The organism is Nostoc sp. 'Lobaria pulmonaria (5183) cyanobiont', from assembly GCF_002949795.1.
GTDB lineage: Bacteria > Cyanobacteriota > Cyanobacteriia > Cyanobacteriales > Nostocaceae > Nostoc.
Genome location: NZ_CP026692.1, coordinates 5,003,914 through 5,029,324, shown reverse-complemented (window position 1 = coordinate 5,029,324; position 25,411 = coordinate 5,003,914). Strand labels below are relative to the sequence as shown.

26 protein-coding genes are annotated in these 25,411 nt (G+C 41.3%); 14 read left to right on the top strand and 12 right to left on the bottom strand.

Annotated elements, in window-relative coordinates; translation table 11 throughout:
- The first annotated feature begins 48 nt into the window (after window positions 1-48).
- From psbE to NLP_RS22185, 4 genes are all read left to right on the top strand, one after another.
- Entirely contained in the window at window positions 49-297 is a 249-nt protein-coding gene (gene psbE / locus NLP_RS22200; protein ID WP_104908256.1) for a cytochrome b559 subunit alpha, read from the top strand.
- Between the two features lie 9 nt (window positions 298-306).
- On the top strand, window positions 307-444 hold the full coding sequence (gene psbF, locus NLP_RS22195; protein ID WP_012411801.1) for a cytochrome b559 subunit beta: 138 nt from the start codon (window positions 307-309) through the stop codon (window positions 442-444).
- Between the two features lie 8 nt (window positions 445-452).
- Window positions 453-575 carry a photosystem II reaction center protein L gene (locus NLP_RS22190; protein ID WP_104908255.1) on the top strand — a complete coding sequence of 41 codons (123 nt, stop codon included), beginning with the start codon at window positions 453-455 and terminating at the stop codon, window positions 573-575.
- 69 nt (window positions 576-644) lie between these two features.
- A complete protein-coding gene (locus NLP_RS22185) occupies window positions 645-764 on the top strand; it encodes a photosystem II reaction center protein J (protein WP_012411803.1) in 120 nt (39 codons plus the stop codon).
- Between the two features lie 176 nt (window positions 765-940).
- Here NLP_RS22185 and psaI read toward each other — a convergent pair whose 3' ends face one another.
- Window positions 941-1,090 carry a photosystem I reaction center subunit VIII gene (gene psaI / locus NLP_RS22180; RefSeq protein ID WP_104908254.1) on the bottom strand — a complete coding sequence of 50 codons (150 nt, stop codon included), beginning with the start codon at window positions 1,088-1,090 and terminating at the stop codon, window positions 941-943.
- Between the two features lie 238 nt (window positions 1,091-1,328).
- The gene (locus tag NLP_RS35125; protein ID WP_325034690.1) at window positions 1,329-4,514 is read right to left on the bottom strand and encodes a hypothetical protein; all 3,186 of its coding nucleotides are present in this window, start codon (window positions 4,512-4,514) and stop codon (window positions 1,329-1,331) included.
- A gap of 601 nt (window positions 4,515-5,115) precedes the next feature.
- On the opposite strand from NLP_RS35125, the gene NLP_RS22170 reads away from it, so the two are divergent.
- Together NLP_RS22170 and NLP_RS22165 are read left to right on the top strand one after the other, a co-directional pair.
- The gene (locus NLP_RS22170; RefSeq protein ID WP_094348028.1) at window positions 5,116-5,313 is read left to right on the top strand and encodes a hypothetical protein; all 198 of its coding nucleotides are present in this window, start codon (window positions 5,116-5,118) and stop codon (window positions 5,311-5,313) included.
- A gap of 81 nt (window positions 5,314-5,394) precedes the next feature.
- On the top strand, window positions 5,395-5,871 hold the full coding sequence (locus NLP_RS22165) for a Tic20 family protein (protein ID WP_094348027.1): 477 nt from the start codon (window positions 5,395-5,397) through the stop codon (window positions 5,869-5,871).
- A 3-nt stretch (window positions 5,872-5,874) separates the two neighbouring features.
- On the opposite strand, the gene NLP_RS22160 is transcribed toward NLP_RS22165, so the two are convergent.
- Window positions 5,875-6,648, bottom strand: coding sequence for a fumarylacetoacetate hydrolase family protein (locus NLP_RS22160; RefSeq protein WP_104908253.1), 774 nt, complete (start codon window positions 6,646-6,648; stop codon window positions 5,875-5,877).
- Window positions 6,649-7,027: 379 nt separating this feature from the next.
- Here NLP_RS22160 and rpsF point away from each other — a divergent pair, with 379 nt between their 5' ends.
- Both rpsF and NLP_RS22150 read left to right on the top strand, forming a co-directional pair.
- Entirely contained in the window at window positions 7,028-7,387 is a 360-nt protein-coding gene (rpsF, locus tag NLP_RS22155) for a 30S ribosomal protein S6 (protein ID WP_104908252.1), read from the top strand.
- 211 nt (window positions 7,388-7,598) lie between these two features.
- A complete protein-coding gene (locus NLP_RS22150) occupies window positions 7,599-8,159 on the top strand; it encodes an Npun_F5560 family protein (RefSeq protein WP_104908251.1) in 561 nt (186 codons plus the stop codon).
- Between the two features lie 484 nt (window positions 8,160-8,643).
- Here NLP_RS22150 and NLP_RS22145 read toward each other — a convergent pair whose 3' ends face one another.
- Window positions 8,644-8,997, bottom strand: a complete 354-nt coding sequence (locus tag NLP_RS22145; protein WP_104908250.1) for an STAS domain-containing protein — start codon at window positions 8,995-8,997, stop codon at window positions 8,644-8,646.
- A 474-nt stretch (window positions 8,998-9,471) separates the two neighbouring features.
- On the opposite strand from NLP_RS22145, the gene NLP_RS22140 reads away from it, so the two are divergent.
- A complete protein-coding gene (locus NLP_RS22140) occupies window positions 9,472-10,101 on the top strand; it encodes a DedA family protein (protein ID WP_104908249.1) in 630 nt (209 codons plus the stop codon).
- 121 nt (window positions 10,102-10,222) lie between these two features.
- Here the strand turns inward: NLP_RS22140 and NLP_RS22135 are convergent, their stop codons facing one another.
- Together NLP_RS22135 and NLP_RS22130 are read right to left on the bottom strand one after the other, a co-directional pair.
- Window positions 10,223-11,425 (bottom strand): argininosuccinate synthase, encoded by a 1,203-nt coding sequence (locus NLP_RS22135; RefSeq protein WP_104908248.1) that lies wholly within the window; start codon window positions 11,423-11,425, stop codon window positions 10,223-10,225.
- A 360-nt stretch (window positions 11,426-11,785) separates the two neighbouring features.
- On the bottom strand, window positions 11,786-12,547 hold the full coding sequence (locus tag NLP_RS22130) for an Npun_F0296 family exosortase-dependent surface protein (RefSeq protein ID WP_104908247.1): 762 nt from the start codon (window positions 12,545-12,547) through the stop codon (window positions 11,786-11,788).
- Between the two features lie 495 nt (window positions 12,548-13,042).
- On the opposite strand from NLP_RS22130, the gene NLP_RS22125 reads away from it, so the two are divergent.
- The 4 genes from NLP_RS22125 (at window position 13,043) to NLP_RS22110 (ending at window position 18,313) form a co-directional block, all read left to right on the top strand.
- On the top strand, window positions 13,043-14,296 hold the full coding sequence (locus tag NLP_RS22125) for an anhydro-N-acetylmuramic acid kinase (protein WP_104908246.1): 1,254 nt from the start codon (window positions 13,043-13,045) through the stop codon (window positions 14,294-14,296).
- A 119-nt stretch (window positions 14,297-14,415) separates the two neighbouring features.
- Window positions 14,416-14,862, top strand: coding sequence for a hypothetical protein (locus NLP_RS22120; RefSeq protein WP_094348018.1), 447 nt, complete (start codon window positions 14,416-14,418; stop codon window positions 14,860-14,862).
- Window positions 14,863-15,087: 225 nt separating this feature from the next.
- On the top strand, window positions 15,088-16,101 hold the full coding sequence (locus NLP_RS22115; protein WP_104908245.1) for a glycosyltransferase family 2 protein: 1,014 nt from the start codon (window positions 15,088-15,090) through the stop codon (window positions 16,099-16,101).
- A 658-nt stretch (window positions 16,102-16,759) separates the two neighbouring features.
- On the top strand, window positions 16,760-18,313 hold the full coding sequence (locus NLP_RS22110) for a serine/threonine-protein kinase (RefSeq protein WP_104908244.1): 1,554 nt from the start codon (window positions 16,760-16,762) through the stop codon (window positions 18,311-18,313).
- Between the two features lie 483 nt (window positions 18,314-18,796).
- On the opposite strand, the gene NLP_RS22105 is transcribed toward NLP_RS22110, so the two are convergent.
- The 6 genes from NLP_RS22105 to NLP_RS35865 all read right to left on the bottom strand — a co-directional run bounded on the left by NLP_RS22105 (window position 18,797) and on the right by NLP_RS35865 (window position 24,290).
- On the bottom strand, window positions 18,797-18,994 hold the full coding sequence (locus NLP_RS22105; RefSeq protein WP_104908243.1) for an NblA/ycf18 family protein: 198 nt from the start codon (window positions 18,992-18,994) through the stop codon (window positions 18,797-18,799).
- Window positions 18,995-19,680: 686 nt separating this feature from the next.
- On the bottom strand, window positions 19,681-20,418 hold the full coding sequence (locus NLP_RS22100; RefSeq protein ID WP_104908242.1) for a Stp1/IreP family PP2C-type Ser/Thr phosphatase: 738 nt from the start codon (window positions 20,416-20,418) through the stop codon (window positions 19,681-19,683).
- 18 nt (window positions 20,419-20,436) lie between these two features.
- On the bottom strand, window positions 20,437-22,122 hold the full coding sequence (locus tag NLP_RS22095) for an ABC1 kinase family protein (RefSeq protein WP_104908241.1): 1,686 nt from the start codon (window positions 22,120-22,122) through the stop codon (window positions 20,437-20,439).
- A gap of 130 nt (window positions 22,123-22,252) precedes the next feature.
- Window positions 22,253-22,579: a DUF6825 family protein gene (locus NLP_RS22090; protein ID WP_104908240.1), complete on the bottom strand. Its 327-nt coding sequence runs from the start codon at window positions 22,577-22,579 to the stop codon at window positions 22,253-22,255.
- A gap of 96 nt (window positions 22,580-22,675) precedes the next feature.
- Window positions 22,676-23,893, bottom strand: coding sequence for an ATP-binding cassette domain-containing protein (locus NLP_RS22085; RefSeq protein ID WP_104908239.1), 1,218 nt, complete (start codon window positions 23,891-23,893; stop codon window positions 22,676-22,678).
- Entirely contained in the window at window positions 23,850-24,290 is a 441-nt protein-coding gene (locus NLP_RS35865) for an ATP-binding cassette domain-containing protein (RefSeq protein WP_104908238.1), read from the bottom strand. The genes NLP_RS22085 and NLP_RS35865 overlap by 44 nt, the downstream gene beginning before the upstream one ends.
- 369 nt (window positions 24,291-24,659) lie before the next feature.
- On the opposite strand from NLP_RS35865, the gene NLP_RS22075 reads away from it, so the two are divergent.
- The gene (locus NLP_RS22075; RefSeq protein WP_104908237.1) at window positions 24,660-25,403 is read left to right on the top strand and encodes a Uma2 family endonuclease; all 744 of its coding nucleotides are present in this window, start codon (window positions 24,660-24,662) and stop codon (window positions 25,401-25,403) included.
- Window positions 25,404-25,411: the final 8 nt, after the last annotated feature.

Here is a 25,411-nt window from a genome sequence, read left to right as displayed (position 1 = left end):
GTAGGATAATAAACTCAATAACACTCTATGTATAAGGTAGGGATCTAAATGTCAGGTACCACTGGAGAACGTCCGTTTTCGGACATCATTACTAGCGTTCGTTACTGGGTAATTCACAGCATCACCATCCCGGCATTGTTTATTGCTGGTTGGCTATTTGTGCAAACTGGTCTTGCTTATGATGCTTTTGGTACACCCCGTCCCAACGAGTATTTCACACCAGCGCGGCAGGAAGTGCCCATTGTGAAGAACCGTTTTGAAGCTAAAAAACAAGTTGAAGAATTTATTGGAAAGTAGTTTGAGATCATGACTAGCGGAAACAACATCAATCAACCAGTTACCTATCCAATTTTTACCGTTAGATGGCTGGCAGTTCACACCTTAGGTGTACCAACTGTATTCTTTTTGGGCGCGATCGCCGCAATGCAATTTATTCACCGTTAGGAGCAATTATGGCAGAAAGATCCCCCAATCCCAATAATCAGCCGGTTGAACTAAACCGGACTTCTCTATACTTGGGATTACTAATGATTTTCGTTCTGGGTATTCTGTTTTCCAGTTACTTCTTTAACTAATTAGAAGTACTGCTGTTAATCTTGGTTTATGAACGTGTGTTGATTTGTTGTTAAGGGAGGAGAGAAGCTGTGTCTGGAAGTGGGAGAATTCCTCTGTGGGTCGTCGCTACGATCGCAGGTTTAGGTATAATTACAGTCTTGGGCATTTTCTTTTATGGTGCCTACGCCGGACTCGGTTCTTCGATTTAACATGAGTTAGTTTGAACCGAACACTATAAGTTAGAATTTTCTAGCATTTGTTGAGAAATCAACGTTAAAAAAACCGCCTGTCTCATAGAGACAGGCGGTATTAATTTTAGTCATTTGTCATTTGTCCTTTGTCATTGTTTTTTGCAAATGACTAATAACTAATGACTACATCAGTATCAGTTAATATCACTGATATCGTCGCTTTCAATGTATAAAAACAGAAACGCGAAGACCACACCTGGCAAAACCCAACCAATTATGGGAATGAAGATAGCAGACAAGTACGAAGTACTAGCCAAGACAGAAGGCAAAAAAGATACTGCCATAGTAAAGGTTCCTATCAAATTACACTACAATTCAAAATGAGCTTACTGCAAATTCTGCCAGATTTTTGAAATTCTTTCATATTTTTAACACAGGGGAAATTGGGATATGGGGGACAAGGAGATAAGGGGGAATTATTGAACAAGTCTCTCCCTTGTCTCCCCCCTCTTGCTTGTCTACCTTGTCTCTTCTCCATGCCCAATGCCTAATTCCCAATGCTTAATGCCCCTCATACCTGAGTTACATACCCAGGAGTTCATCTAGCTGCAAGCTTGGCAAGTCTGGAGGAATTACAGTTCGCACTATTGTGACTTTGTGACTTTCCTGTTGGGTTGTTAGATCGAGTGCGATCGCTTCTAAGCGAATTTCCAAACAGCCAAAGGGAATGTTTAATTGTGTCATCACTTCAAAACCTCCGGATGCATTAGGAAGTAAATTTGTCAATAGATGAGGGCCATTTAGTAAGTAACGAGTTTGATAATCTTCAAGCCATAACTTGACAACAACTTGCAAAGGTACTTCCGGCAGTACTACGCGCACTATGACAGGCTTGCCAGCAATTAATTCGCCTTCTGGTACATACAAATGTGGAATTGGCAAAGGCTCAGTGGCTGCTGCAATTATAGGTAAGGAAGAAGATGAATATAACAGTGGTTGCTCCTTTTCTTCAAAGGTGTAACTCCCAGTTGTATCGCCTTCTAGTTCGGTATCTGTATCATCTACAACGATTTCTTGCGCCAACCAAGCTGACGCTATATTTATTTTTATCGGAGGAGGAGGGGGCGGTATTTGTGTTAACAGAGCTGATGAGATTGTTGGTTCTTCTAGTACTTTTTCTATTTCCGTATTTTCTCCAATCCCCAGTTCCATTTCCTGCGCTGTGTCTATATCTTCCCCAAGGTTCTCCAGTTCAGGAGCCAACCCTTCGACTTCTTCCCATGTCTCTTGTCCCTTTCGCGTTTCAGTCAAGAGAAATTGTGAACTGCTCCAACCTTCGCTCAGATTATTCTCCGTGTTGGCATCTAGTTCTAACGGCAAGTTAACATCAATATTGGCATTTTCTGCACTTGGAGAAAGGGGTATCTGCTGTGCTGGAACATAGTTATTGTAATCTTGAGGTTGCAGATCGTTGATAGATTCAGGCAAGGAGTATCCTTGGCTCTGCATCCACTTCCTGAGCAGGGGAGATGAATAAAGGTTTCCTGTTGTAATTAATTGTGCATTTTGGGGGGCTTCGACTTCAGAAACAGATTCTTCCTCAAATTGTGTATTTTGTGTGGCTTCGACTTCAGCAACAGATTCTTCCTGAAATTGTGTATTTTGCTGGGCTTCGCCTTCAGCAACAGATTCTTCCTGAAATTGTGCATCACCTACTACTAATTCAGGTGTATTTTCATCTTCAGCCATAGTTGCGTCCAACTTTGGCAAGTCTTCAGCCGCTTTAACTTCCAATCCATCTGGAGGAACATTATTTTCTACTTTTTCTTCGGCATCATCTGGCAGAGCTTGTAGCCGTTTCAAGTATGGCAAAGTAGTCTCGATTATTGGCATTCGACGTTGCTTGATGACCAACTGCTCCAAGTTGATGGTGGCTATAGTAGAATCCTTTTCTACAAGCTTTTCTTGTGTCTGTGGTTCTGCAACAATATCTGTGGGAATGTTGGCATCACTTTGAATAGGGGGCAGTTTCGGTAATTGAGGCAACGAAATGCTTGAATTCTTGAGCTTAGATGTCCGCAGGTTAGCTTCTCGCAGAACTTGCAGGTTAATTTGCGGTGGTAGAGGTGTGTTTGGGGATGGACGAACTATCTGAGACTGGTCTATTTTTGGAGTCTTGACCAGATTTAATAGTTTCAAATCGAGCCGACTAACAGGTGTCTCTGTTTCTGTGAAAACAGTAGATGAGTCCGATGGTGTTATGGGGTCATTTAAAGATGTACTGCGTTTTACTGTGGCTGTGATTGCCAGTAATTCTGTTACATCTGCTGTAATGGTGAAGGACTCGCTGGCTAACGGCATGACTTCACCAGCATCGGCGAATTTACCATACAAACTGATATCTGCCAAAATTAGCTTGGATTCACAATCAGCAGGAATATCAATTGAGGTATTGATTGTAAAGGGCAACTCCTTATCTGATAAGGGTTGCCGCACTTTGGTCAAGATTTTCAAGTTCTTAGGCGATCGCAGTTCAATTTCTACTTCAAGCGCCCGTAAGCTTTTTGGAGATAATGTTTTACCCCAATCTAGATTTGTCTTTTCTTGGAATTCTATGTACCCGTTGATTATAAGAGCTTGTCCCCAACGAGCAATGTAATTATCCTGATTTAAAGTTAGCAGTAATGGTGGCGGTAGTTGTGTTGCCGAAGAATCTGTGACCTTTTCATCTTTGAGCAGCAGTTCAGAGGCAGGTAAAGCTAAATCTATTAAATTTTGTAAAATCTGCTCTGCCGTCTCTCCTTGTAGCCACACAGGACTCACAGGCTCATCGATAACTATATCTTCGTCTTCTTCTGTTTTATCTGACACAACAGTGGTAGTAACAAGGTTGCTGTCTGTAATTGCTAGTTCTTCAGAAACAGCGATCGCTCCATCTAGCTCAATTACAGGTTCTAGTGGGGCATTAGATTCCAAGTTCCCTTCATCTGGTGCAACAGTAGTAGCAAGATTGCTGTCTGTAGTTGCTAGTTCTTCAGAAACAGCGATCGCTCCATCTAGCTCAATTACAGGTTCTAGTGGGGCATTAGATTCCAAGTTTCCTTCATCTGGTGCAACAGTAGTAGCAAGATTGCTGTCTATAGTTGCTAGTTCTTCAGAAACAGCGATCGCTTTATTTAGCTCAATTACAGGTTCTGGTGGGGCATTAGATTCCAAGTTTCCTTCATCTGGAGCAACAGTAGTAGCAAGGTTGCTGTCTATAGTTGCTAGTTCTTCAGAAACAGCGATCGCTTTCTCAAACGTAAATAACGTAATTGCAGTTTCTGCTGGGGCATTACATTCCAAATTGTCAGAAACATTATCTGGGCGATCGTCGGGTGAACTTGATTCTAAATTTTTCCTCGGCTCTCTCTCTGCTAACAGCGAGAAGACCTGCACTTGCACGCTGTATTGCCAAGATTTACCGAGCAGATCCGACATCAAATCGCCAGAACACCGCAACTCCCAAACTCCCGCTTGGAAGTAGGTAAAAGGAATTATCGGCATTAAGCCTTCTGAATTAGTGCGACGCGATCGCTTGAAAATTCGCCGCGTTGGTTGAACTTCCTCAGTTGAAGAGTGAGTTACCCGCACTTCCACGTCTGTATTCAGAAGGTTAGAACGAGCCAAAACTCTATACTGTCCTTCCAAAATTTCCAAATTTGGGGATTCTAGGATATGCCACGAGCGAGCGCCTTGTTTCTGTATCAGAAATTGCCAGTGTTCCATTGTAAGTGATGCCCAGACCGACGAGCCGCTGAGTAATATTGTGGATTAACTTGCTTGCAAGTTTACCTCAGTATTTTAGAAATGCCTCACTTAAATGGCTATCAAGTTAACTCAGTTTTACTGACTTGACTTCTCACAGTTTAACTACTCACCTCAAGGAAATTTCAATAAGTCGCCGTGTTGCTTGTGCGTAAAGCTTTTGTTGTTTTCTGAATATTAAGTTTGACACATCCTAGTGCTAAATTAACAGGAATGCAATGGATACCGTTAGTTGTCTTTGCTCAACTTAGTGCAAATATTTTTGTATTATTTTTTACTAAATTCCCACTTTGTAATAGACACAACGTACAATAAATTAAAATTCACTTGAGAATTGTTATTGAATTGTAATTGCCCACATTTTTGCTACAAAGAGGTAGGATGTGGTTCTTAAGTGTCCTCTGCGATCGCCCAAATTAGGCGTAAAGCCGATCGCAAATCACAACACTTAACCACACAAAACGCATCCAATCTATCTGAAGTGGCTTTTTGAACCGCTACAAAACACGTCCTCCCTTGAGTGAAATGTGGGTTGACAATGAGGATTTACAGGAGGGATTCGATGCTAGTCATTTTAATGGACGAGCAAATCCTTGCCCCTGAGCAAGTTTGCCAGTCTTGTTTACTCGCTGACGGGAGCGGTCAACCCCGTTGGCGTGGGGGTCAACTGCGCTGTGGTCAAGCCATTCGCAAACTTACTCAACAGCAGCCAGACCAATATGAATGTATGATGGGCTTTCGCATCGCCCATATAGAATAGTTGAATTTCTCAGCAAGACCAAGCAACTGCGTTATCCTAAGCTCAAGTAACTATTAAAATTTAACGACAGGAGAACGCATAATGTCTTGGCGCGGGTCTACAACGGTTTCAGATCGAATTTTTGCTTCCTTGCCTTATTTGCTTCCTCTAATTGAAGTTTTTGTATTTGGTAGATATTTGCTCTCAGAGTTTCCACCATTACAACTACTGTTTCTACCGCTTCTGCCATTATTGAGAATTTACTACGGTGTGCGTTATGCAGGAATGATTATTTTCTTTGCTTTATTTTTGCTGGTAGTAAGAAACGAAAAAATTAGTCACTTTATTCGTTTCAACACTATGCAAGCAATCCTTTTGGACATTATTATCTTTTTGTTTAGCATCCTAACTGATGTTGTGGGACTAGTTCCCTCTGGTGGTTTTGCAATCCAAACCCTATCCACAACCATTTTTATCGGCATAGTGGGAGCAGTCGCATATTCAGTCATCCAGTCTGTAAGCGGACGTTATGCAGAAATTCCAGCGATTTCCGATGCAGTGTATATGCAAGTGCGTTAGAAGTTAACGGGTCGCTACGGTGTTTTCCAGGCGACCGATACCTTCAATTTCTACGCAGACGCGATCGCCTGGATGCAAAGCACTTACACCCTCCGGTGTACCTGTAAGCACCAAATCACCAGGTAGTAGCGTCATCACCTGACTGATATAGGAAACTAAAACATCGGGGGAAAACACCATCCGATCGATACAGGTAGATTGAACTGGATTAGCGTCGTCATTTACAAAAGTCTGCAATCTCGCTCCTGGATTTAATTCCCGTACAATCCAAGGACCCAAGGGACAGAAAGTATCAAAACCTTTGGCTCGCGTCCATTGACCATCCTGTTTTTGTAAATCCCGCGCTGTTACGTCATTGGCGATGGTGTAGCCCCAAATTTTGGTTTGGGCTACCTCTGGTGTACATTCAAAGGCGTAATCGCCAATCACTAGAGCTAACTCTCCTTCATAGTCAACTCTTTGTGACTGGGGAGGATACTTAATTTCCCTCTCGGATGGAATGATTGACGTAGGTGGCTTAAGAAAGATTAGTGGCTCAGAAGGTACTGGAGTTCCCATTTCGGCTGCATGATCTGCATAATTCTTACCCACCGCCACAATTTTTGAGGGAGCGCAGGGAGCCAGAATTTGGTAATTTTCTGGTGTCAAAGTTAAATCAGTGGGTTGTCCTTGTAACCAGGGTGGAGCATCTAGCACCTGCACATTCAGGGATAGCTGTAGTAACCCATAGTAAATTTGTCCTTCTGGATTTTGAATTCGCACGTAGCGCTGCGCCATAACCTTGATGAATATCCTTTTATCTGCGATTAGAAGCTGTGAGCAGGACGCAATCGTCAGTTAGCTGTTTAGCGAACCGATTCAGCCTTGAGCAAAAAAGCGATCGCTATAGATGCCCTTAAAGAAAGATACCCCTTAGCGAAGCTAATAGCTCGATCGATCTTGTTAAAGAAATATCAGGCTTGCCTCCCAACCTAGTTTTCATTAGGGACATCCAAAAAATCCAAACTTCGGCGATTTGGCTAATGATTCAAATCGAAAACTGGTAAGATTATAGTTCCTTGTTGCTTCAGATGTTGATTAATACTGGCATTTTAAATAACAGTTAGGTATAAATTAATATCAGCAGCCACTTTTGTCCATGAGGAAACTGAAAAATATGACTACAAATTACGAAACAATGTACATCCTCCGTCCTGACCTGGGGGAGGAACAGGTAGAGCAAGCAGTTACTAAATATCAGAATTTGCTTCGCGATCAAGGCGCCCAGGAGATCCAAATTCAAAATCGTGGTAAGCGCCGTCTGGCTTACGAAATCAAAAAACACCGGGATGGCATCTACATCCAGTTAAACTACAGCGCGCCTGCAACTGCGATCGCCCCCTTTGAACGCGCCATGCGCTTAAGTGAAGAAGTGATTCGTTATTTGACAATTAAGCAGGACATTGAAGAAGAAAAACCCCCTAAAGAGGAAAAGGAAAAGCCCACTAAAGTAGCTGCAACAGCTGCAACAGTCTAAGAGACTGAGGACTGGGGACTAGGAACTAGTAACTAGAGACTAGGAAAGAAAGTGAATAGTCCAATCCCCACTCCCATTCAATAAAATTTTGTCTTTTTCTTTTTTCGTGACTTGTTTGGGAATGCTAAATTAACAAATACTTGCCAAAGGTAGTACTCCCGCAGTTATACCTAAGAGTGGACAAGATTATAAATGGGAGCTTTAAGCTACTGTGAGCCAATCTGATACACCTAATATTCAAGTTCTCTCGACGGAAGTATCGCAGCTACGCCAGGAGTTGCAACTTCGCGATCAATTAGTGCAACAACTATCTCAAGAACTTTTCCGGCTGCTAAAGGGTAACACTAGTTTTATGCCCCAGCAGCCGGAAGTTGAGCGCGATCTGACCCAGTTACACGCTTTACAAGAACAACTTCAAGCTGTGGAACAGCAGGTGGCGTTCTACCAAGAGCAAATTACAACTCGTGACTCTGAAATTTCCCAATTGCGACAGTCAGTTCAAGAACTTACCGATCGCACTCGGATGTTGGAGCAAGTAGTACAAGAGTTGCCTCAAATTTACCGTCGGAAGTTTGAAGAGCGGATGACGCCAGTGAGAGAAAAGGTAGCAATGCTACAACGGGAAAACCGCCAACTGCAAGCAGAACTGCAAAGCGTGAGTTACCGTTTAGCACTAAAAACTCGCAATGCTAGTCATAGCGGTATTGATTTACCAAATTTTTCCCGCCCAGCATCCGAACAAACTAATATTTCGACTCACCAGAATGCCTAAAATTATCATTATGGTGGAATCTAAGAGGTAAGAAATTGGTGCATCAAAGCATCTTGGAGGCATCCAAGTAGTAGATCGAGGCAAAAATAACTATAGAGCTAGAAAGTAACGTAAACGCTGATATTCTAACCCTTCTTACCTCCTGCTTGCTTTCACTAGTTACGCCCCATATAAAACAATTAGCTTAGAGTAATTTGAAAAACCCTGTCTTTAAAAGGCTGGGGAGTGTCACAAACAGTTGCATTTGCTTTGACCAATTCTAGTCATTTCTGAACTTTACTGCTTTAGGTAGATGACTTCCAATAAGCAGATTTATTCACTTGTAATTTATACTACCTAGCTCAAAGCCATGAGTTTCCGTCAACATTCTTATCTAGACAAGAAAGAAGATCGACCTGCTAGCACCAGACTATTATCTTAAGAGAATGTGAAAAAATGCAAATATTGCTTGACTCCGCCATCCTTCTTTAGGTAGATTTATTAGTTAGTCAGCTAGCATCAGACTGTTATCTTTAAGGTTGGTAAAAATATCTTGGTAAGTGTGAAAAATTTCAAACACTGTATCGAGTTGGGTAAGTTCCAAAATCAACCGTACAGGAGCTTGTACGTTGCATAGAACCAAGCGGCAACCACTTTGACGTGCAGCTTTTAACCCTTTTACTAAAGGAACTAACCCAGAGCTGTCCATGAAGTTAACTTCTGCTAGGTCGATAACCCAGAGCTGATAAGCTTGAGGGACTACTCCAGCCATCTGTTCGCTCAAAGCCTTACCGCCTTCCAAATCTATGCTTCCTTGGGGTTTAAACAAAATCACTTGAAGTTCTTGTGTGAGAGCCATGAATTTAACAGGATAATTGGAACACTTGACAAAAAATCGAAAAAGACATCAATACTTCTTCTCTTTCAACAACGAAATGACTGTTTTACCCAGATATTTGGGCAATTGCAGTCCTACAGTTGAAAGAAATTATTTCAGTATTCATGTCGTATAATTTGTGATAACTTTCATCAATATAGGCATAAACGCCTAACAATTTCGGTATCAACCGTATCTTTTACAAGATTTTCACAATCTCAACGGATATTTATAAATTTTCTATAAAATTTTTAATCTTTTTTCAATAAATTATGAACATATGGTATGTATTCCAAAAATATTCAAAAGTTAACAGTTACCATAGACTAGAAGCTATGAATTATTCAGTATTAAACTAATGACTTAATGACTCTATGTATTAGTTGGATTGACACCCCACCCAAAAACAAGCAAGAATATAGTAAAAGTAAAAATTTGTAAAGACGGCGGTGCGGAATGTCTTTAGAGCTGATTTCACTAGAAAATATCCAGGAAGTTGCTCATAATTACGGGTATTGGGCAATCTTTTTCGGAATTTTGCTAGAAAATTTAGGCATTCCCCTTCCTGGTGAAACCGTGACCTTAGTGGGCGGGTTTTTAGCTGGCAGCGATGAACTAAATTTCTGGTTGGTTCTCGGTGACGCAATCATGGGTGCTGCCATTGGTGGCACTTGTGGCTATTGGATTGGTAGAGTTAGCGGTTGGGCTTTTCTGGTAAAAGTTGGTGGCATATTTCGGATTTCTGAAGTGCGCTTGCTGAGTATTAAAGATCAATTTAGTCAAAATGCTGCTAAAGCGGTGTTTTTTGGACGTTTTTTGGCATTGTTACGAGTTTTTGCTGCACCACTAGCTGGTATAGCTGAAATGCCCTTTGGAAAATTCTTTTTATACAACTTGTTAGGAGCAGTTGCTTGGGCTAGCTTGATGGTGACATTAGCTTTTTTTGCTGGCAAAATAGTCTCTTTAGAACAATTGGTTGCTTGGGTGGGTCAATTTGCGATCGCAGCGTTATTAATCCTCGCTGCCTTAATTTTTGTGCCCCTGTGGCTGGAGTCTCGCCAGGTTAAAGGTGCAGCAGAAGAGTAAGTCAAGCATAAAAACTAGTGCAGTGAGGAGTGAGGAGTAAAGTAAAAAGTGAATTTTTTAACTTTTACTTTTGTATTTTGCTTTTTTAACTCCTTACTCCTAACTCTTAACTCTTAAACTCTTAACCCCTAATCTGCTTTGACCAAATGCGAGTCGGTAGTCCCCAAACGTAGATAAAGCCTTCAGCGGCTTTGTGGTCAAATTTGTCTTCAGCTCCGTATGTTGCCAAATCGGGAGTATAGAGAGAATTATCGCTAGAACGCCCAACTATCGTAGAGTTGCCCTTGAACAACTTCACTCGCACAGTTCCAGAGACTCGCTCTTGTGTCTTTTGAATAAAGGCATCGAGTGCAACTTTGAGTGGACTGTACCACAAACCGTTGTAAACAATTTGGCTGTAAGTTTCTTCAATCCCACGCTTGTAATGGGTAACATCTGCCGTTAAGGTCAAGCTTTCTAAATCTCTATGTGCCTGAATTAGCACCAACATCGCGGGTGATTCGTAGATTTCCCGCGATTTGATTCCCACCAGACGGTTTTCAATCATATCGATCCTTCCGATGCCATGATTTCCTACCGCCTGATTGAGTTCTTCAATTAGCTCAACTGGCTTTTTGGCTATACCGTTGAGGGTTGTGGGAACACCACCCTGGAAACCAATTTCGATGTACTCTGGCTCGTTGGGAGTGTGAGCGATCGCTTTGGTCATCTCATAAATTTCTTCTGGTGGCTCAAATGATGGATCTTCGAGTAAACCAGCTTCAATACTACGACCAAGCAAATTCTTGTCAATACTATAGGGAGAAGATTTTTTGACTGGTGAGGGAATACCAAACTTTTCCCCATAAGCGATCGTTTCCTCACGACTCATTCCCCATTCTCTGGCTGGTGCGAGGATCTTCAAGTTTGGGTTTAAGGCGGTTACAGAGACATCAAAGCGAACCTGATCGTTGCCTTTGCCGGTGCAACCGTGAGCGATCGCATCAGCACCATACTTTTCGGCTGTTTCTACTAATATTTTGGCAATCAGTGGACGAGCCAGGGCGGTTCCTAGAGGATAACGATTTTCATAAATGGCGTTGGCTTGAATCGCTCCAAAGGCGTAATCTTTAACGAAGCTGTCTTTGACATCCGCCACTAGGGATTCACTTGCACCCGATTTCAGAGCTTTTTCTCTGATTGGCTCTAATTCATCTCCCTGACCTAAATCTGCTGCTAGGGTAATTATCTCTTCCACACCCCACTCCTGCTTGAGGTAGGGGATGCAAACTGAGGTATCCACTCCGCCAGAATATGCCAGGACAACCTTTTTGGCGCGACCCATTAATTTCTCCAGTTAGGACAACAAAGAATGAGTCATTATTATATCTAAACTAATCCATGTATATTTTATTCATACAACAACCTATAGGAGGGTTTAGGAGTTAGGAGTCACAATTACAGTTCACTCTTAATCCAGTTCGGTTAAGCTCTAAGCAGTTATTGAGTATAGAAAAAGAAAATTTTTCTATAGCTTGCTATGCGTAGCATCGATCGTAAATAGCAAAAGGATTAGGGCGAGTTTACCTAAGTAAGCTCACCCTAATTTGTATTTAATATTAACTTAGTTTTGAAATCCTTATACAGGCTAAGGGTAGAGTGTAGAGAAAATCAGGAAAATCTTACTGAGCTAAGATTGATATATTTAATGAGATTGCCTTACACTTTGCAACTTCTCGTTCTTGCGCTTGCGTAGAAACATACCACCCACAGCCAACATACCTAATGTAATACTAGGCTCAGGAACAGACTTAGGATCAAAACCTGTAAATTTGTCAGTCCCTATATGGAAAGAATGGTTGTCGCTTTCAAATCCACCACCACCTGCTTGAGTAATGACAATCTTGTTGAAAATATCGTTGCTACTATCTGAGTAGAAGTGAAGGTAGCCATTTCCTTCACCGCCATGCTGTGACGCATGAATTGGAGCAACTGGGTTCACATTCTCAGTTGTAAATGATTTGATCAGAGTATCGCCATTATAGAAGGAAAAAACGTTACCAGAACTAATAGCTCCCCAGTCAATACCGAAATAATTGAGGGAACTTGCAAGTTTCATTGTGACTTGATCGCCGTTGAAAACTGCCAAATACTTACCATTATTGACCTCACCATTTGCCCCGGCAGGTGCCCATACATCCGACCTTACACTGCTGCTTCCACTGTTGTTCTCAAATGAGTATTTAGCAAAACCAGTGGTTGGTGCTTGACCATTATTGAAGTTAACAGTTGTCGTACCGGCAAGCTGAGTAAACTCAGAAAAAGCACCTTGATCAGTTTCTCCATTAGGGCCTGCAATGCCAGTGGTTACTTTGAAGGAAATAGCCTGGGCAGAACCTGCATAGATAAATGAGGAGATTGCAGATAGAGATAGAGCCGCGATACAAGCAATTTTTGTAAGAGACATACTTTTGAGATTCTGTATTTTTAATTGTTGAAAAATTCGCTGTGCGATTTGAGTTCATTATGTAATGTCTTTTATCAAAAGGAATAGGATAAAAATACTGGATTTATATTTACTGAAAAATTGCTATATCTAGTAAAGCACTTGCTTAATTTTTGAACATAAATAAGTAGTTTCACTTACTGAGAAATTGGAGAGAGTATCTGTTCTTTATCTGAAGATAAAAAAGTTGTAAAGTTAGCTCGTATATATCAAGAATTTGTATCTTCGGATGTTGTCCTGATTAAGGAACAATCAAGATAACAAACAAAACTATATGAAATTCTTTGTTTGCTGATAAATAGAAATAGATTCGCAGTCATTACTATTGGTTTTGATCTTCTTGCCTTGCTCTATTTACTTTTCCTTCTGTAGTCAACTATGCAACCTGAGTGTTTTGACATAGCTAGTAACATGAATTAAACTAAACTCTTGCAATCAACAAAAGAATCTCAATCGATGCATCCAACTGAAAAAGCTGTTGTCCCTACTCGCGTTATTGGTTTAATTAGTGGCACATCCGTAGATGGCATAGACGCTGCGTTGGTAGAGATTTCCGGCACAGAATTGGATCTCAAAGTTGAGTTGCTAGCCGGGGCAACATATCCTTATCCAGCCGAACTCAGAGAAAGAATATTAGCAATTGGTGCAGGCGTTGCCATCTCAATGGCAGAATTAGCAGAAATAGATGATGCGATCGCTCAAGTCTTTGCCCAAGCCGCCCAAAATATTCAAATTGGTCATCAGCCAGCCACTCTCATTGGCTCCCACGGTCAGACAGTTTATCATCGACCACCCAAAGAGGGAGCAGGGGAGCAGGGGAGCAGGGTGAGAGAAATGCTCACTACCCACGGGCTAAACCCTAGCTATTCGCTAACAGCACTGGGTACTCCCTTGGGTTATAGTCTTCAACTGGGACGCGGTGCATTGATTGCCCATCTTACGAACATTGCAACTGTGAGCAACTTCCGCGTTGCTGATATTGCTATAGGTGGTCATGGTGCGCCTCTCGTGCCCAGAATCGATGCTTATTTACTCAGTCATCCCCAGGAGGGGCGTTGTATTCAAAATATTGGTGGTATTGGCAATGTTGCTTATATTCCGCCTCGGCATGGAGACTGGCTCTCAAAAATTCGCGCTTGGGATACTGGCCCAGGAAATAGTCTGTTAGATCTAGCGGTAGAGCATTTAAGCGCTGGTGCTAAAACTTATGATCAAGATGGCAATTGGGCTGCGAGTGGTATTCCTTGCCATCCTTTAGTAGAACAATGGCTCAACCAAGACTACTTTCATCTACCGCCACCAAAATCTACAGGACGCGAGTTATTTGGTGTGACTTACCTACATCAGTGTTTAAAAGATGCTCAAGCATACCAACTAAATCCTGCTGAGATTCTGGCAACTCTCACAGAACTTACAGCTGCTTCAATTTTTCATAGTTACCGCACTTTTTTGCCAGAAATGCCACAACGAGTACTATTATGTGGTGGTGGTAGTCGCAATCTCTATTTGAAACAAAGATTACAGTTGTGGTTGGAATCAATACCAGTCTGGACTACAGATGAAGTCGGCTTGAGTGCAGATTTTAAAGAAGCGATCGCTTTTGCAGTTTTAGCCTACTGGCGACATTTGGGTATTCCTGGCAACCTACCTACTGCTACAGGTGCACCTCAAGAAGTACTTTTGGGAGAAATTCACCAACGTCAGTCCTGAGTCAAGAACAATAAACAAGATAAAAAATTTCTTCATTCTCACTCGTAACTCAGCACTGGCAACTTAGCACTGCTATAACTATAGTCTTGGCGGCACTCGAGCAACACAGGAAATAAAAGGTGGCTCATACTTTTTTATTGGAACCAGGACGCTGGGCAATGGAAGGAAATTGGCTGGAACGCAATGGTATGCCAATTAGTGTCAAGGGTATGACCTTGGTAGCTTGGAATCGAGATAACTGGTTCACTATGGCCACAAAACTGATATTCCCAGGTAGCGATCGCTCCGAAATCTCTCTGCAATATAAGGGGCGGTTGCATGATGGAGAGCGTCAGTATACTTTTTTACTACAACATAATATTTTGGGGCAAGTTGAAGGCGAAGGCTGGATTGGTCTTGATACTATCGTACAGCGTTACTGGGTACTAGGCGATCGTCAGCGTCGTAGTGGCTTTGAAACCCTACACCGGATTTCGCAAGATACATATTACCTTAGTAGTGGTATTTTAGCTGGTCATTTTTTAACTAACACAATGGAAGCTAGCCTAGAGCGCCAGTCAGCTTAAAAGCAGCGCTGTCTCACCGCTTTGCTGTTCTTCTAAGCCAAAAACCGCCGTTCAAAAAACTCTGGCAACCCACTGGTTTCCCAACGCCTAATATCTCCTGCCCAAATTTAACCACTCATCGTTTATTCTCACTGAGCTACTGAGTTGTATAGTAATAAAGAAACGATCAAATTATTATCAGGATTTTAGTATTTTACCTAATCGTGTAATCAGGAGTTCAGTTTCGTGAATCCTAAAGTCTCCGTTATTATCCCTGCTTACAATACTGAAACTTATATTGGGAAGGCAATAGAGTCAGCCTTAGAGCAAACACTCACTGACATTGAAGTTATCATAGTCGATGATGGCTCAAGTGATAAAACTGTAGAAGTCGCTAAAAGTTTCACCGATCGACGTATTAAAGTGATAGTTAATCAGCAAAATCTTGGAGCAGCGGCTGCACGTAATCGCGCCTTTCGAGCAGCCCAAGGAGAATGGATTGCTGTACTTGATTCAGATGATTGGTATGCTCCAGAAAGATTGGAAAAGCTTGTGTCTCTGGCAAATAAAATAAATGCAGACATGATTGCTGATGATGTTTATTTTATCAAAGACGGTGCAACATCCCCTTGGAGTACATTGATTCAAGAAAGTGGAGAACTTATAGATAAAATTATCCAAATTGATATCGTTTATTTTGTAGAAACTGATGTCTTTGGGGAAGCAGGATTGCATCTTGGCTTAAGCAAACCCCTATTCAAACGAGAATTTCTGGTTAAGCACGGCATTGAGTACGATGATGAAATCAGGATGGGTCAAGATTTTTGGCTTGATATGAAATGCTTAATTAAAGGAGCTAGGTTTTTTATTGAACCAAAACCCTATTATTTCTACCGTTCACGCCCCGGTTCTCTTGTATATCAAAGCCAATTACCACGTCTAAATCAATCTTGCAAAGCTGCTAAATATTTCATGCAACAAGACGTTGTAAAAACCAATCCTGCTCTAATGCGCGCTCTATCTTATAATCTTTCAGTCTTTAAGAAAAATCTAGCTTATTTTAAAGTTGTAGAACCTATAAAACAAGGAAACCTGTTAACAGCGTTCACAGAAATCAGGAAAAATCAGGGCTTTTTTTATGATTTTATGTCCCGATTTTATGGGATCGTTGAGCGTCGAATTCAATACTATGTGATGAATAATAAATCAAGTTTTGATATATATCCTAACCGACAGAAAAAACAAAAAACTACCTTTTAGGCTATTACAGGTTTATCAATAAATAATGCATTTTTACATAGTAATAATGACCTTGAATGTTAAAAATATTGTTAGGTAATCAGAAAATGTTTTAAAAGTATTGGGCGAATATAATTCCCTATTACACAAACTCAAGTCTAGCTCCGTGGAATAATGTCAATTTAAGGTTTGTTAACCTGCAAAGGCAGGTAAAGTTTCATGTAGCCAAACTAGTGCCGTCTTCTCCCAACACAAAGCAACGTCTCCAAGAGTTGGGGAGACACCAAGAGTGATAGCGCATTAGTCAAAATTGGGCAAACTAAAACTACACCGCAATGAAAGTGCAAAATGGTACAAAGCGTCATCATAAATCTACTCTTTATGCTTGTTTGATTTGGTATGTTGCACCAGTTGCAATAACCGTCTTGGTTGCAAACGGTCAGATCGTGGTTTCAATCTTCTGAAAGAGGACTGAAAAAGCTAGTACAGCACCGCGTAAATGGACCAACTATTGGAAATCGCACAAAAGCTTAGCTTATAAGCTTTTTACCTTTTGACTTCCATTTCTGTCTTGCAGTAAAAGCATAAAAAGTCATTTCTAGGCGCAATAATCAGATATCAGTTTGAATGCACTTGTCCTCCTAAACACTTACAATCTGCTTTTAGAGTCGAATTTTCTATGTCAGACCCCAACATTGGTCGCTTACTCAGCAAACGCTACCAACTCCAAGAGTTAATCGGTACTGGAGCAATGGGTCGGGTTTATCGTGCTAAAGATATATTGTTGGGAGGTGTACCTGTTGCAGTTAAGTTTCTAGCTCTATCAATCCAAAATGAAAAGATGCGATTGCAAGACCGCTTTGAGCGAGAAGCAAAAACCTGTGCTTTACTAGGGCAAAAAAGTATCCATATTGTCCGAGTTATGGACTATGGGGTAGATGACAATAATATCCCCTTCTACGTCATGGAATACTTACAAGGACAAAGCCTGAACAATATTATTCGCAAGCAACGATTGCCTTTAGCAAGATTTCTCAGTATGGCGCGTCAACTCAGCCTGGGATTACAGTGTGCCCATGATGGCATCCCGGTTGATGGCACTATTTGCCCAATTATCCATCGTGATGTTAAGCCAAGCAATATGCTGGTGATTCAAGATCCCAGTTTTGGAGAATTGGTCAAGGTTCTAGATTTTGGTATTGCTAAGTTATTACAGTCAGATGGCGATCATACAAAATTTTATTTGGGGACATTGGCTTATTCTTCTCCCGAACAGATGGAGGGTAAGGAATTAGACAACCGTGCTGATATTTATAGTTTGGGCGTCATGATGTTTGAGATGCTCACAGGCAAAATGCCACTGGTGGCACCAACTCACTCTTTTGGTGCGTGGTATAAAACACATCACTATCAAAAACCACGTTCTTTTGCTGAGGTTGCTCCGGGATTAGAACTACCAAAAGAAATCGAAAATTTAGTGATGAGTTGTCTAGCCAAAGTAGCACGCGATCGCCCCCAAAGTATTACTGAAATCCTCAGAGTTTTAGCATTTTTAGAAAAGCCTGAGCATACACGCAAAATTCAGCAAGCCGCCCATGCCCTAGTTCCCACTACTACAGCTACCACTGAGTTTGAACAAAAGACCAAAGCCGATTTGCGGGTATCTTGGTCAAACGATGAAATTGCTCGTGCCATTTCCTGGCCTCAAAATAAACCAATTGCCGATATTGTGTTTCCCCAGCCCATTCATATCAATGGGGAGGTTTTACCAGCGTTGTGTGTGATGCTACCGCAAGAGGAAATTCAAAAACGCTTACTCTGTAACCGCTATAACCAATTTCTGTTCATCTCTATCCCCCATCCCATGCTGCTATGGATTACTGTAATCCACAACCGCAAGCATGGTGCTAAATGGTTACCTTATTACCTCGATCTCAAAACCAGCCTTGGTCAAGAAATTGCCCGGTTACTACAGCACACAGGTTATTACCGCCTATTATTCTTTGCACGAGAAGCACCAAATCCTTGTACCCACATCTTACTTTCCAGCGTCGCTTCTGCCCAGCGCCAACGACTACAAGAGTGGGTCGGAATGAGCAATACGTTGATGTCCTCTGCTGAACCGCAAATCAGTAAAAGTTTACTCAAAAACGAGTACGAAAAGATTAAGCCTCAAATTCTAACAAAACTGGAAAGTATTGATACAGATTCTCCATACGATCTTTCCAGTTAGGCATGATTGTTAATATTACGTGTTTTATATGGAAATAAAAGGTCGTCACTCAAATAATGTAACGTTTTATAAACAAAATATATATAAAGATGTAAGTTCTAGTTATATGTATAAAGAGTGAAATCGCTAGCTGCTAAAGCAGTGGTATCCAAATTATCTCTGAATATACCTGTATCTACCTGTGCAAATATTCCAGTAGATTGTAAATTTATGCAGGTAAGATTCTCAGAGTAGACGAAAAAAAAAGAAGTTTGGTTAAAGCAAACAACAGATTTAGCCTACAAAGCTAGCTAGAGTTAAGTCTAGACCCAGCAAATATGCCGTAGACAATGTTTAGTCATTCTTAGTTAATTTCGGGAATTGAACTTTTGTGCCACTCTTGTGGAATTATTTATCGAAGTTGACGCCCCGACATCCCCAGCTCTTTTCCTCCTTGGAACCAAGCAAGAGAAGGAGGTCGCCCACTGCGACATTAGAATAACTCTATGCCATAGTGGAACCGGAATCTAAGCCCCACTGATGCTTAAGAAGTTCTTGATAAGTTGCCTCACGGACGACCATTTGCTCATAAAGCTTGACTAAAAAGTCTTTAGCTTGATCGTGGCTCATATTTTGCACCTGAGTAGAGAATGAGCAGATGCTGAATTGCTGTTCCAAGGATAGTTTCATTGGTTGGTTCATAGTTAATTAACTCCGAAAAAACAACGCGTAAAGATGATATCGCTCACAGAAGTCCAAATGGGATAATATTTTGACTTGTAACTGTCCAACATTTGTTCCTCCGTATTAAGAAAGATAACAATTGTTTGACAGATTGCCCACATCCTAATTGTGGACTTTTTCTGCTCTGATATCTTGCACCTAATCCTACTGATATACCACCCAAGTCAGCTGAACCATATTCCGGAAAATAAGCTCTGTTTGGTCTCAGATAGGTATAACTACTTCCCTAAATTCTTTCTGCTTTGCACAAATCTCCTTTAAAGAGAATATCTGGTGCTATGCAAAACTCGTCTTAGTCTTTGTGTTTAAAAGCCTAAGATGCTGTCTCCCCAAGGGTGGAGGAAGCTTCGGAGGGTGGAGATTTTAAGGAGGTTGGGGAATTGATGGTAATAAGCGTGTATTATAGTCGCTTTACCTTATTACGTGCAAGATGTCAATTTCCCAATTTATACAAATTTAGCCTCTTTAGGTAATTTAAGAGGCTAAAAATATTTGTATCAAATTGTAAAAAGGAAAAATGCTCACACTGAACAAATTACTGAGTATATTTACCAGATTTGTCGTTTGTCCTTTGTCCTTTGTCATTTGTTTAAAGTTACTAAGCATCGACTAATGACTAATGACTAATGATCAATGACCAATGACTAATGACTATTTTCTTCGAGTGAGACGATAACAACTGTAATGTTATCGTGCCCTCCATGCTCTTTGGCAGCCTCAACAAGAGAGATGGCGGCTTTATCAAGCCAAGGACTATTTTGAAGGCAGCTAGCAATCTTCTGTTCAACAAGTTCTTCTGTAAGACCATCACTACATAACAGCAAGCGATCGCCAACTTTTACATCTAGTGGTTGCACATCAATTTGATGCAAGTCTTCACGCCCCAAACAACGCGATAATACATGACGAAAAGGATGTAATCGTGCTTCATCTAAGGTGATGTCACCGATTTTGATTGCTCGTGCTACCCAAGTATGGTCTTCCGTTACCTGTTCTAAGTGCGACTCTCGGAAGCGATACAGCCGTGAATCGCCAACATGAGCGCACCAAGGCGACTCTGGAGAGCGAAAAATCACTGCTACAACCGTTGTCCCCATATCGGCGCGTTCGGGATGATTTTGCTGATCCTGCAAAATCGCTTTATTGGCACCCCACAAAGCTTGCTCTAGCAATTCTTGAGAAGACTTAGAGGTTTCCCAATTTGCTATCAAATACGCCTGAATTTCTCCAGTGGCAATTCTACTTGCCTCCTCACCTCCAGCATGACCACCCATGCCATCGGCAACAACAAAAAATCGTCCTTCTGGGTCTATATAGTAAGCATCCTGATTATTAGAACGAATAAGTCCCGGATCGCTAAAACCCGTGAAATTGAGTTTCATAAATTTTTTTTGCAGCAATTAATACATACGATCGTAACGGTCGAGGCGTAAAAGTAATCGGATCAGGATCGCTGAAAGCGCCGCTGCAATTAAACCAGGCAGCAGTGCCAACCATAGATAATCCTTAACCACTAAAATAGTAGCTGAAAGCGTGAAACCGCTGATTAACAGAGCATAGCTTATTGAGAGCTGAATACTGCTCTGTCGCCGCAGCAGGCGTTCGGTTTCTATAGACCGAACGCGCAAGCGCATATCTCCTTGCTCTAGCTTCTCCAGTGTATCCTCTAATCTACGTGGCAGACCAAAGGCGGTACTACTTACCTGAGCTGCTTGGCGACTTAATTCGTTAAGAAAGCTATTACCCTCAGAACCATTCATATCGGTCATAAGTTGCATTGCATACGGTTTGGCAACTTCCATAAAGTTAAACTCTGGATCTAAGCCTTTGCCTACCCCTTCTAGAGTAGAAAAGGCTCGCATCACAAAAGTGAAAGTTGCTGGAAATCTAAATGGCTGATTATAAGCTATTTCGTAAAGGTCGTCACTGATTGCTGCAACTGATTGGTTCTCAAAGGGCTTATCCATAAAATGATCCAGCATATACTGGACGGAACGCCGTACTGGGCCCATATCATCAGTTGGGGCGATCGCACCTAAATCGATGAGAGACTGCACAACGCGATCGCCATCTTTTTGGGCAATGCCAAACAGTGTTTGCATCAATCCTTCGCGGACGTTGGACTTAATCCGCCCCATCATGCCGAAATCGTAGAATATTAAAGCACCGTTTGCACTAACGGCTATATTGCCTGGGTGAGGATCGGCGTGAAAAAAGCCACTATTGAGTAATTGTAGTAAGTAGGCTTGAGCGCCTTGACGAGCGATCGCCTTTCGATCTAAACCTGCTGCTTCTAAAGCTTCGTATTGGCTAATTTTAATTCCAGGGAGATATTCTAAAGTCAGTACTCTGGAAGTAGCGTAACGCCAGTATATTCTGGGGACGTTCACCCAATCGTAGCCGCGAAAGTTCCGGCGAAAAGTATCGGCGTTACGACCTTCGTTAAGATAATCAATTTCTTCCCAAAGAATGCGACAACACTCTTCGTAAATACCCAACCAATCTCGCCCCCGTCCCCATTTGGGATGGTTTTGAAAGTAGCGGGTAATTCCTTTGAGAATCTGTAAATCTATTTCAAATAATTTCTTTAGTCCAGGACGTTGCACCTTGACAACAACCGATTCCCCAGTATGTAGCACAGCTTTGTGTACTTGCCCCAAGCTAGCAGCAGCTAAGGGAATCGGTTCAAAACTATGAAAGAGTTCAGGAATTTTCTTGCCTAGTTCTTTCTCAACGATCGCTTCTACTTGCTCATAACTAAATGCGGGTACTTTGTCTTGTAACTTGGCTAGTTCTTCTACATATTCACCAGGGAATATATCAGCACGGGTAGAAAACAGTTGCCCAACTTTGATGAAGGTTGGCCCTAAATCCAGTAGAGTATTGCGAATCCATACTGCTTGGGTTTTGCGTCTTGCAGCTTGCTTTACATCAGTCACACCACCTGGATAACTCCAAGATTTGTTGTATAACCAAAGTTTGAACAATAAGGTCAAGACAAAAGACCAAATGTCCACAAAACGCCGTTTGCTAGAGTATTTTTCCCGATTCCAACGGTATGCCTTCTCTGAATAACCTTGTTCCATATACTTTGTTTACCGTTGGTTTGCGACCGAATCACTTGGAAGAAAAGACACTCTGATTCCTAAACTATTCTTTCTTAAGTGTCATTTGTCATTTGTACATAATTTTTGACCAATGACTAATGACTAAAATTTATGCAGAAGCTCGGCGATAATGTTGCAATTCTGTTCGTAATAGGGCAATTTCGGCTCGTAATTCGTCAATATCTGCTTGCAAGTCACCAGAATCAGAACTGGCTTGTCCAGTACCTGTGGTAGGTTGACTGGCATTAGCTGCTTCTGTTGCCCGATTTGCCCGCTCTAGGACTTCTTCTGTAAACTGGCGCAACTGCTCTCTAGCTTCTGCATCAAATTTGCCCAGATCGCTCAAAGCATCGGTCAAGGCGACCTCTAAACGCTCATTAACTACTTCAGCTACTGCTCTGCCTACGAAAAAGGCTTGCACAATGGGGTTACTCATAAATTTTTGTTACGTTGATCCGCAAGAGAATTATAACTTGCCTGTATGCTTTGCGGCTTCTGTTGTTGAGCTGGAAATTTACATGAGGCGATCGCTTTATTTATGATATTCCAGCAACTCTCGATAATATTGCTCTGGTGTACTCGGTAAATAAGTTGTCATTTGCAAAGTTTGTTCCCTCAACTTGAAACCTTGGGTAATGTTAATCCGGCTAAGGAAATCGATATCGTGGGAAATTACCCAAAGCGCTCCTTGGTAATCATTGATACCTACTACCATTTGTTCAACAGTTTCAATATCCAGGTTATTAGTTGGCTCATCAAGAATCAGTAGATCGATTTCTGAGATACTGATCATAGCGATCGCTAATCTTGCCAATTCACCTCCACTCAGTATGGAAGCGTTTTTGGGAACGTCATCATATTTAAACAGAAAGTGTCCTAGTTGTTGACGCAAAAGCTGATAGCTAAGATGAGGATTGGCAGCTTGCATATTTTCCAGAATTGTGTATTGGCGATTTACCAATTCATAGGTTTGATCGAGATATACAGCTTTCATGGCTGGTGTGAGCAAAACTTCACCTGATTCTAAAATCGCTGCTTGGTTTTCCCTTCCCAAAATTGCCTTTACCAAACTCGATTTACCAGAACCGTTTGCGCCGATAATGGCTATGCGATCGCCAGATGATACATACAGTTGAATATTTTGAATCAATAGACGTTCTGATATCCTAAGATTTGCACCCTGGATATTAATTAGATTTCTGCGTTTTTGATTTTTTTCTTCTAGCTGAATACTCGTTACTTTCGTAGTTTTGACCTTCGTTTCTTCAATCTTTTGATTAGCCTTTGCTACTGCTGCTTCATGTTTCTTTTTCGCTGTTCCGGTAGACACCTCAGCTTTGGTTTTAATCAGCCCTGCTACCATTCTATCAATACTACCATTCCGAAACTTGGCCCGACCGTTGCGACTAGATTGGGCTGCACGTTGCTGTTCTTGCATAGCTGTCAGTTGGGTACGTTTGAGTTCCTTTCTGGCAACTTCGTGCGATCGCAATGCTACCTCTAACTCGATTTCCTTTTGTTCTCGATAGTGTGAGAAATTACCACCATATACTTTCACTCCAACAGGTGTAAGCTCCCAGGTAAACTCTGTCACTTGGTCGAGGAAAAAAGGCTTATGCGAGACAATTACAAAAGCGCCTGTAAAATCTTGAAGAAACTGCTTTAAGTTTTCTAAGGCTTGCAAATCCATGTGATTTGTTGGCTCATCAAGTAGTAGTAGCTTTGGTTCTTGAGCTAAACCGATTGCCAAAAAAAAGTTTTGTTAGTTCTCCACCACTCAAGTTAGCAATTGATAGAGATAAGTCAAGATTTGTACTAAGTTTTGTTTGCAAAAGTTCCTCAATTTTCCACCATTCATCAGAGATATAAATAAAAAAATTAAGTCCTGAATATGTTGTAATTTCTTGTCTGATAGTACTGATTTGTGGCAAATAGAAGACAACACCATTACGCCAAGTGGAACCTACGCTGGGGTCGATTTTACCTGCAAGTATCTTTAATAAGGTTGATTTTCCTACCCCGTTGCGACCGACTAAAGCGATGCGATCGCCTGCTTCAATATTCACATGAACTCCTTGAAACAAAGTTATATCTACCCTGAGGTCATAGGCTAAATTCTCAGCTAACAATATTGATTTTTTCGGCATTCCTTTCAAACCTCAATTCACAAAATTCCACCCGCGTATATCCAAAAACTACGGGTAGATTAGACACAAAAAGAACTCAGCCGCAAATACTCGTCAAGCGGTTCTATATAGATAGGAATGATGACAATATTTTTAGTGCATGACTATGTGAAGTAACCCTGTCAAACTAGCTGCGTTTATTATTTGTTGACATTTATTGCTTGGGCGCAACAGGTGCTTGGTACTACTTCATTTCAGCTATTTCATTGGAGTTGTGAAGAGGTTTTATATTGACTACAGTGTAGCACGAAGGTATTTCGGAAGGGTAGCGATCACCAACCATAACACTGCTAAAATCAATCCATAACTACTTGATGCCGTATCCATTCTATGACCATAGCTCAAGAATTAGATTCTCAAGAAGGCATCTGCCAAGATGTTATATTTCCCCCTGGTGATTTATTTAGTGATGAACCTCCTTTGGAAACAGAACTGCATTTACGACAAATAATCCTACTTTTAACATGTCTGGAATGGCTGTGGCGAGACAGAAATGATTTCTATGCGGCGGGAAATCTGACTATCTACTACAGTCCACGCCAACGCAAATCAGAATACTTCCGAGGGCCAGACTTTTTTGTAGTGCTGGGAACTGAACGTAAAACCCGTAAAAGTTGGGTAGTGTGGGAAGAAGATGGCAAATATCCGAATGTAATTCTAGAAATTTTGTCTGACTCAACAGCGAATATTGATAAAGGTTTAAAAAAAGAAATTTATCAAAATACTTTCCGCACGTTGGATTATTTTTGGTTCGACCCTTACACACAAGAATTTGCAGGATTTCATTTAGTAGATGGAGAATATCAACCTCTACAAGCAAGTGAACAAGGGTATTTGTGGAGTCAGCAATTAGGGTTATATTTGGGAGTTTATGAAGGTTTATTGCGGTTTTTTACACGAGATGGGCAACTAGTACCAACACCGGAAGAAACGTCAGAAGAAGCAGAACAAAAGGCAGAACAAGCAGAACAAAAGGCAGAACAAGCAGAACAAAAAGCTGAACAAGCAGAACAAAAAGCTGAACGTTTAGCAGCAAAACTGCGGGAGTTAAATATTAATCCAGATACAATTTAGACCAGAGC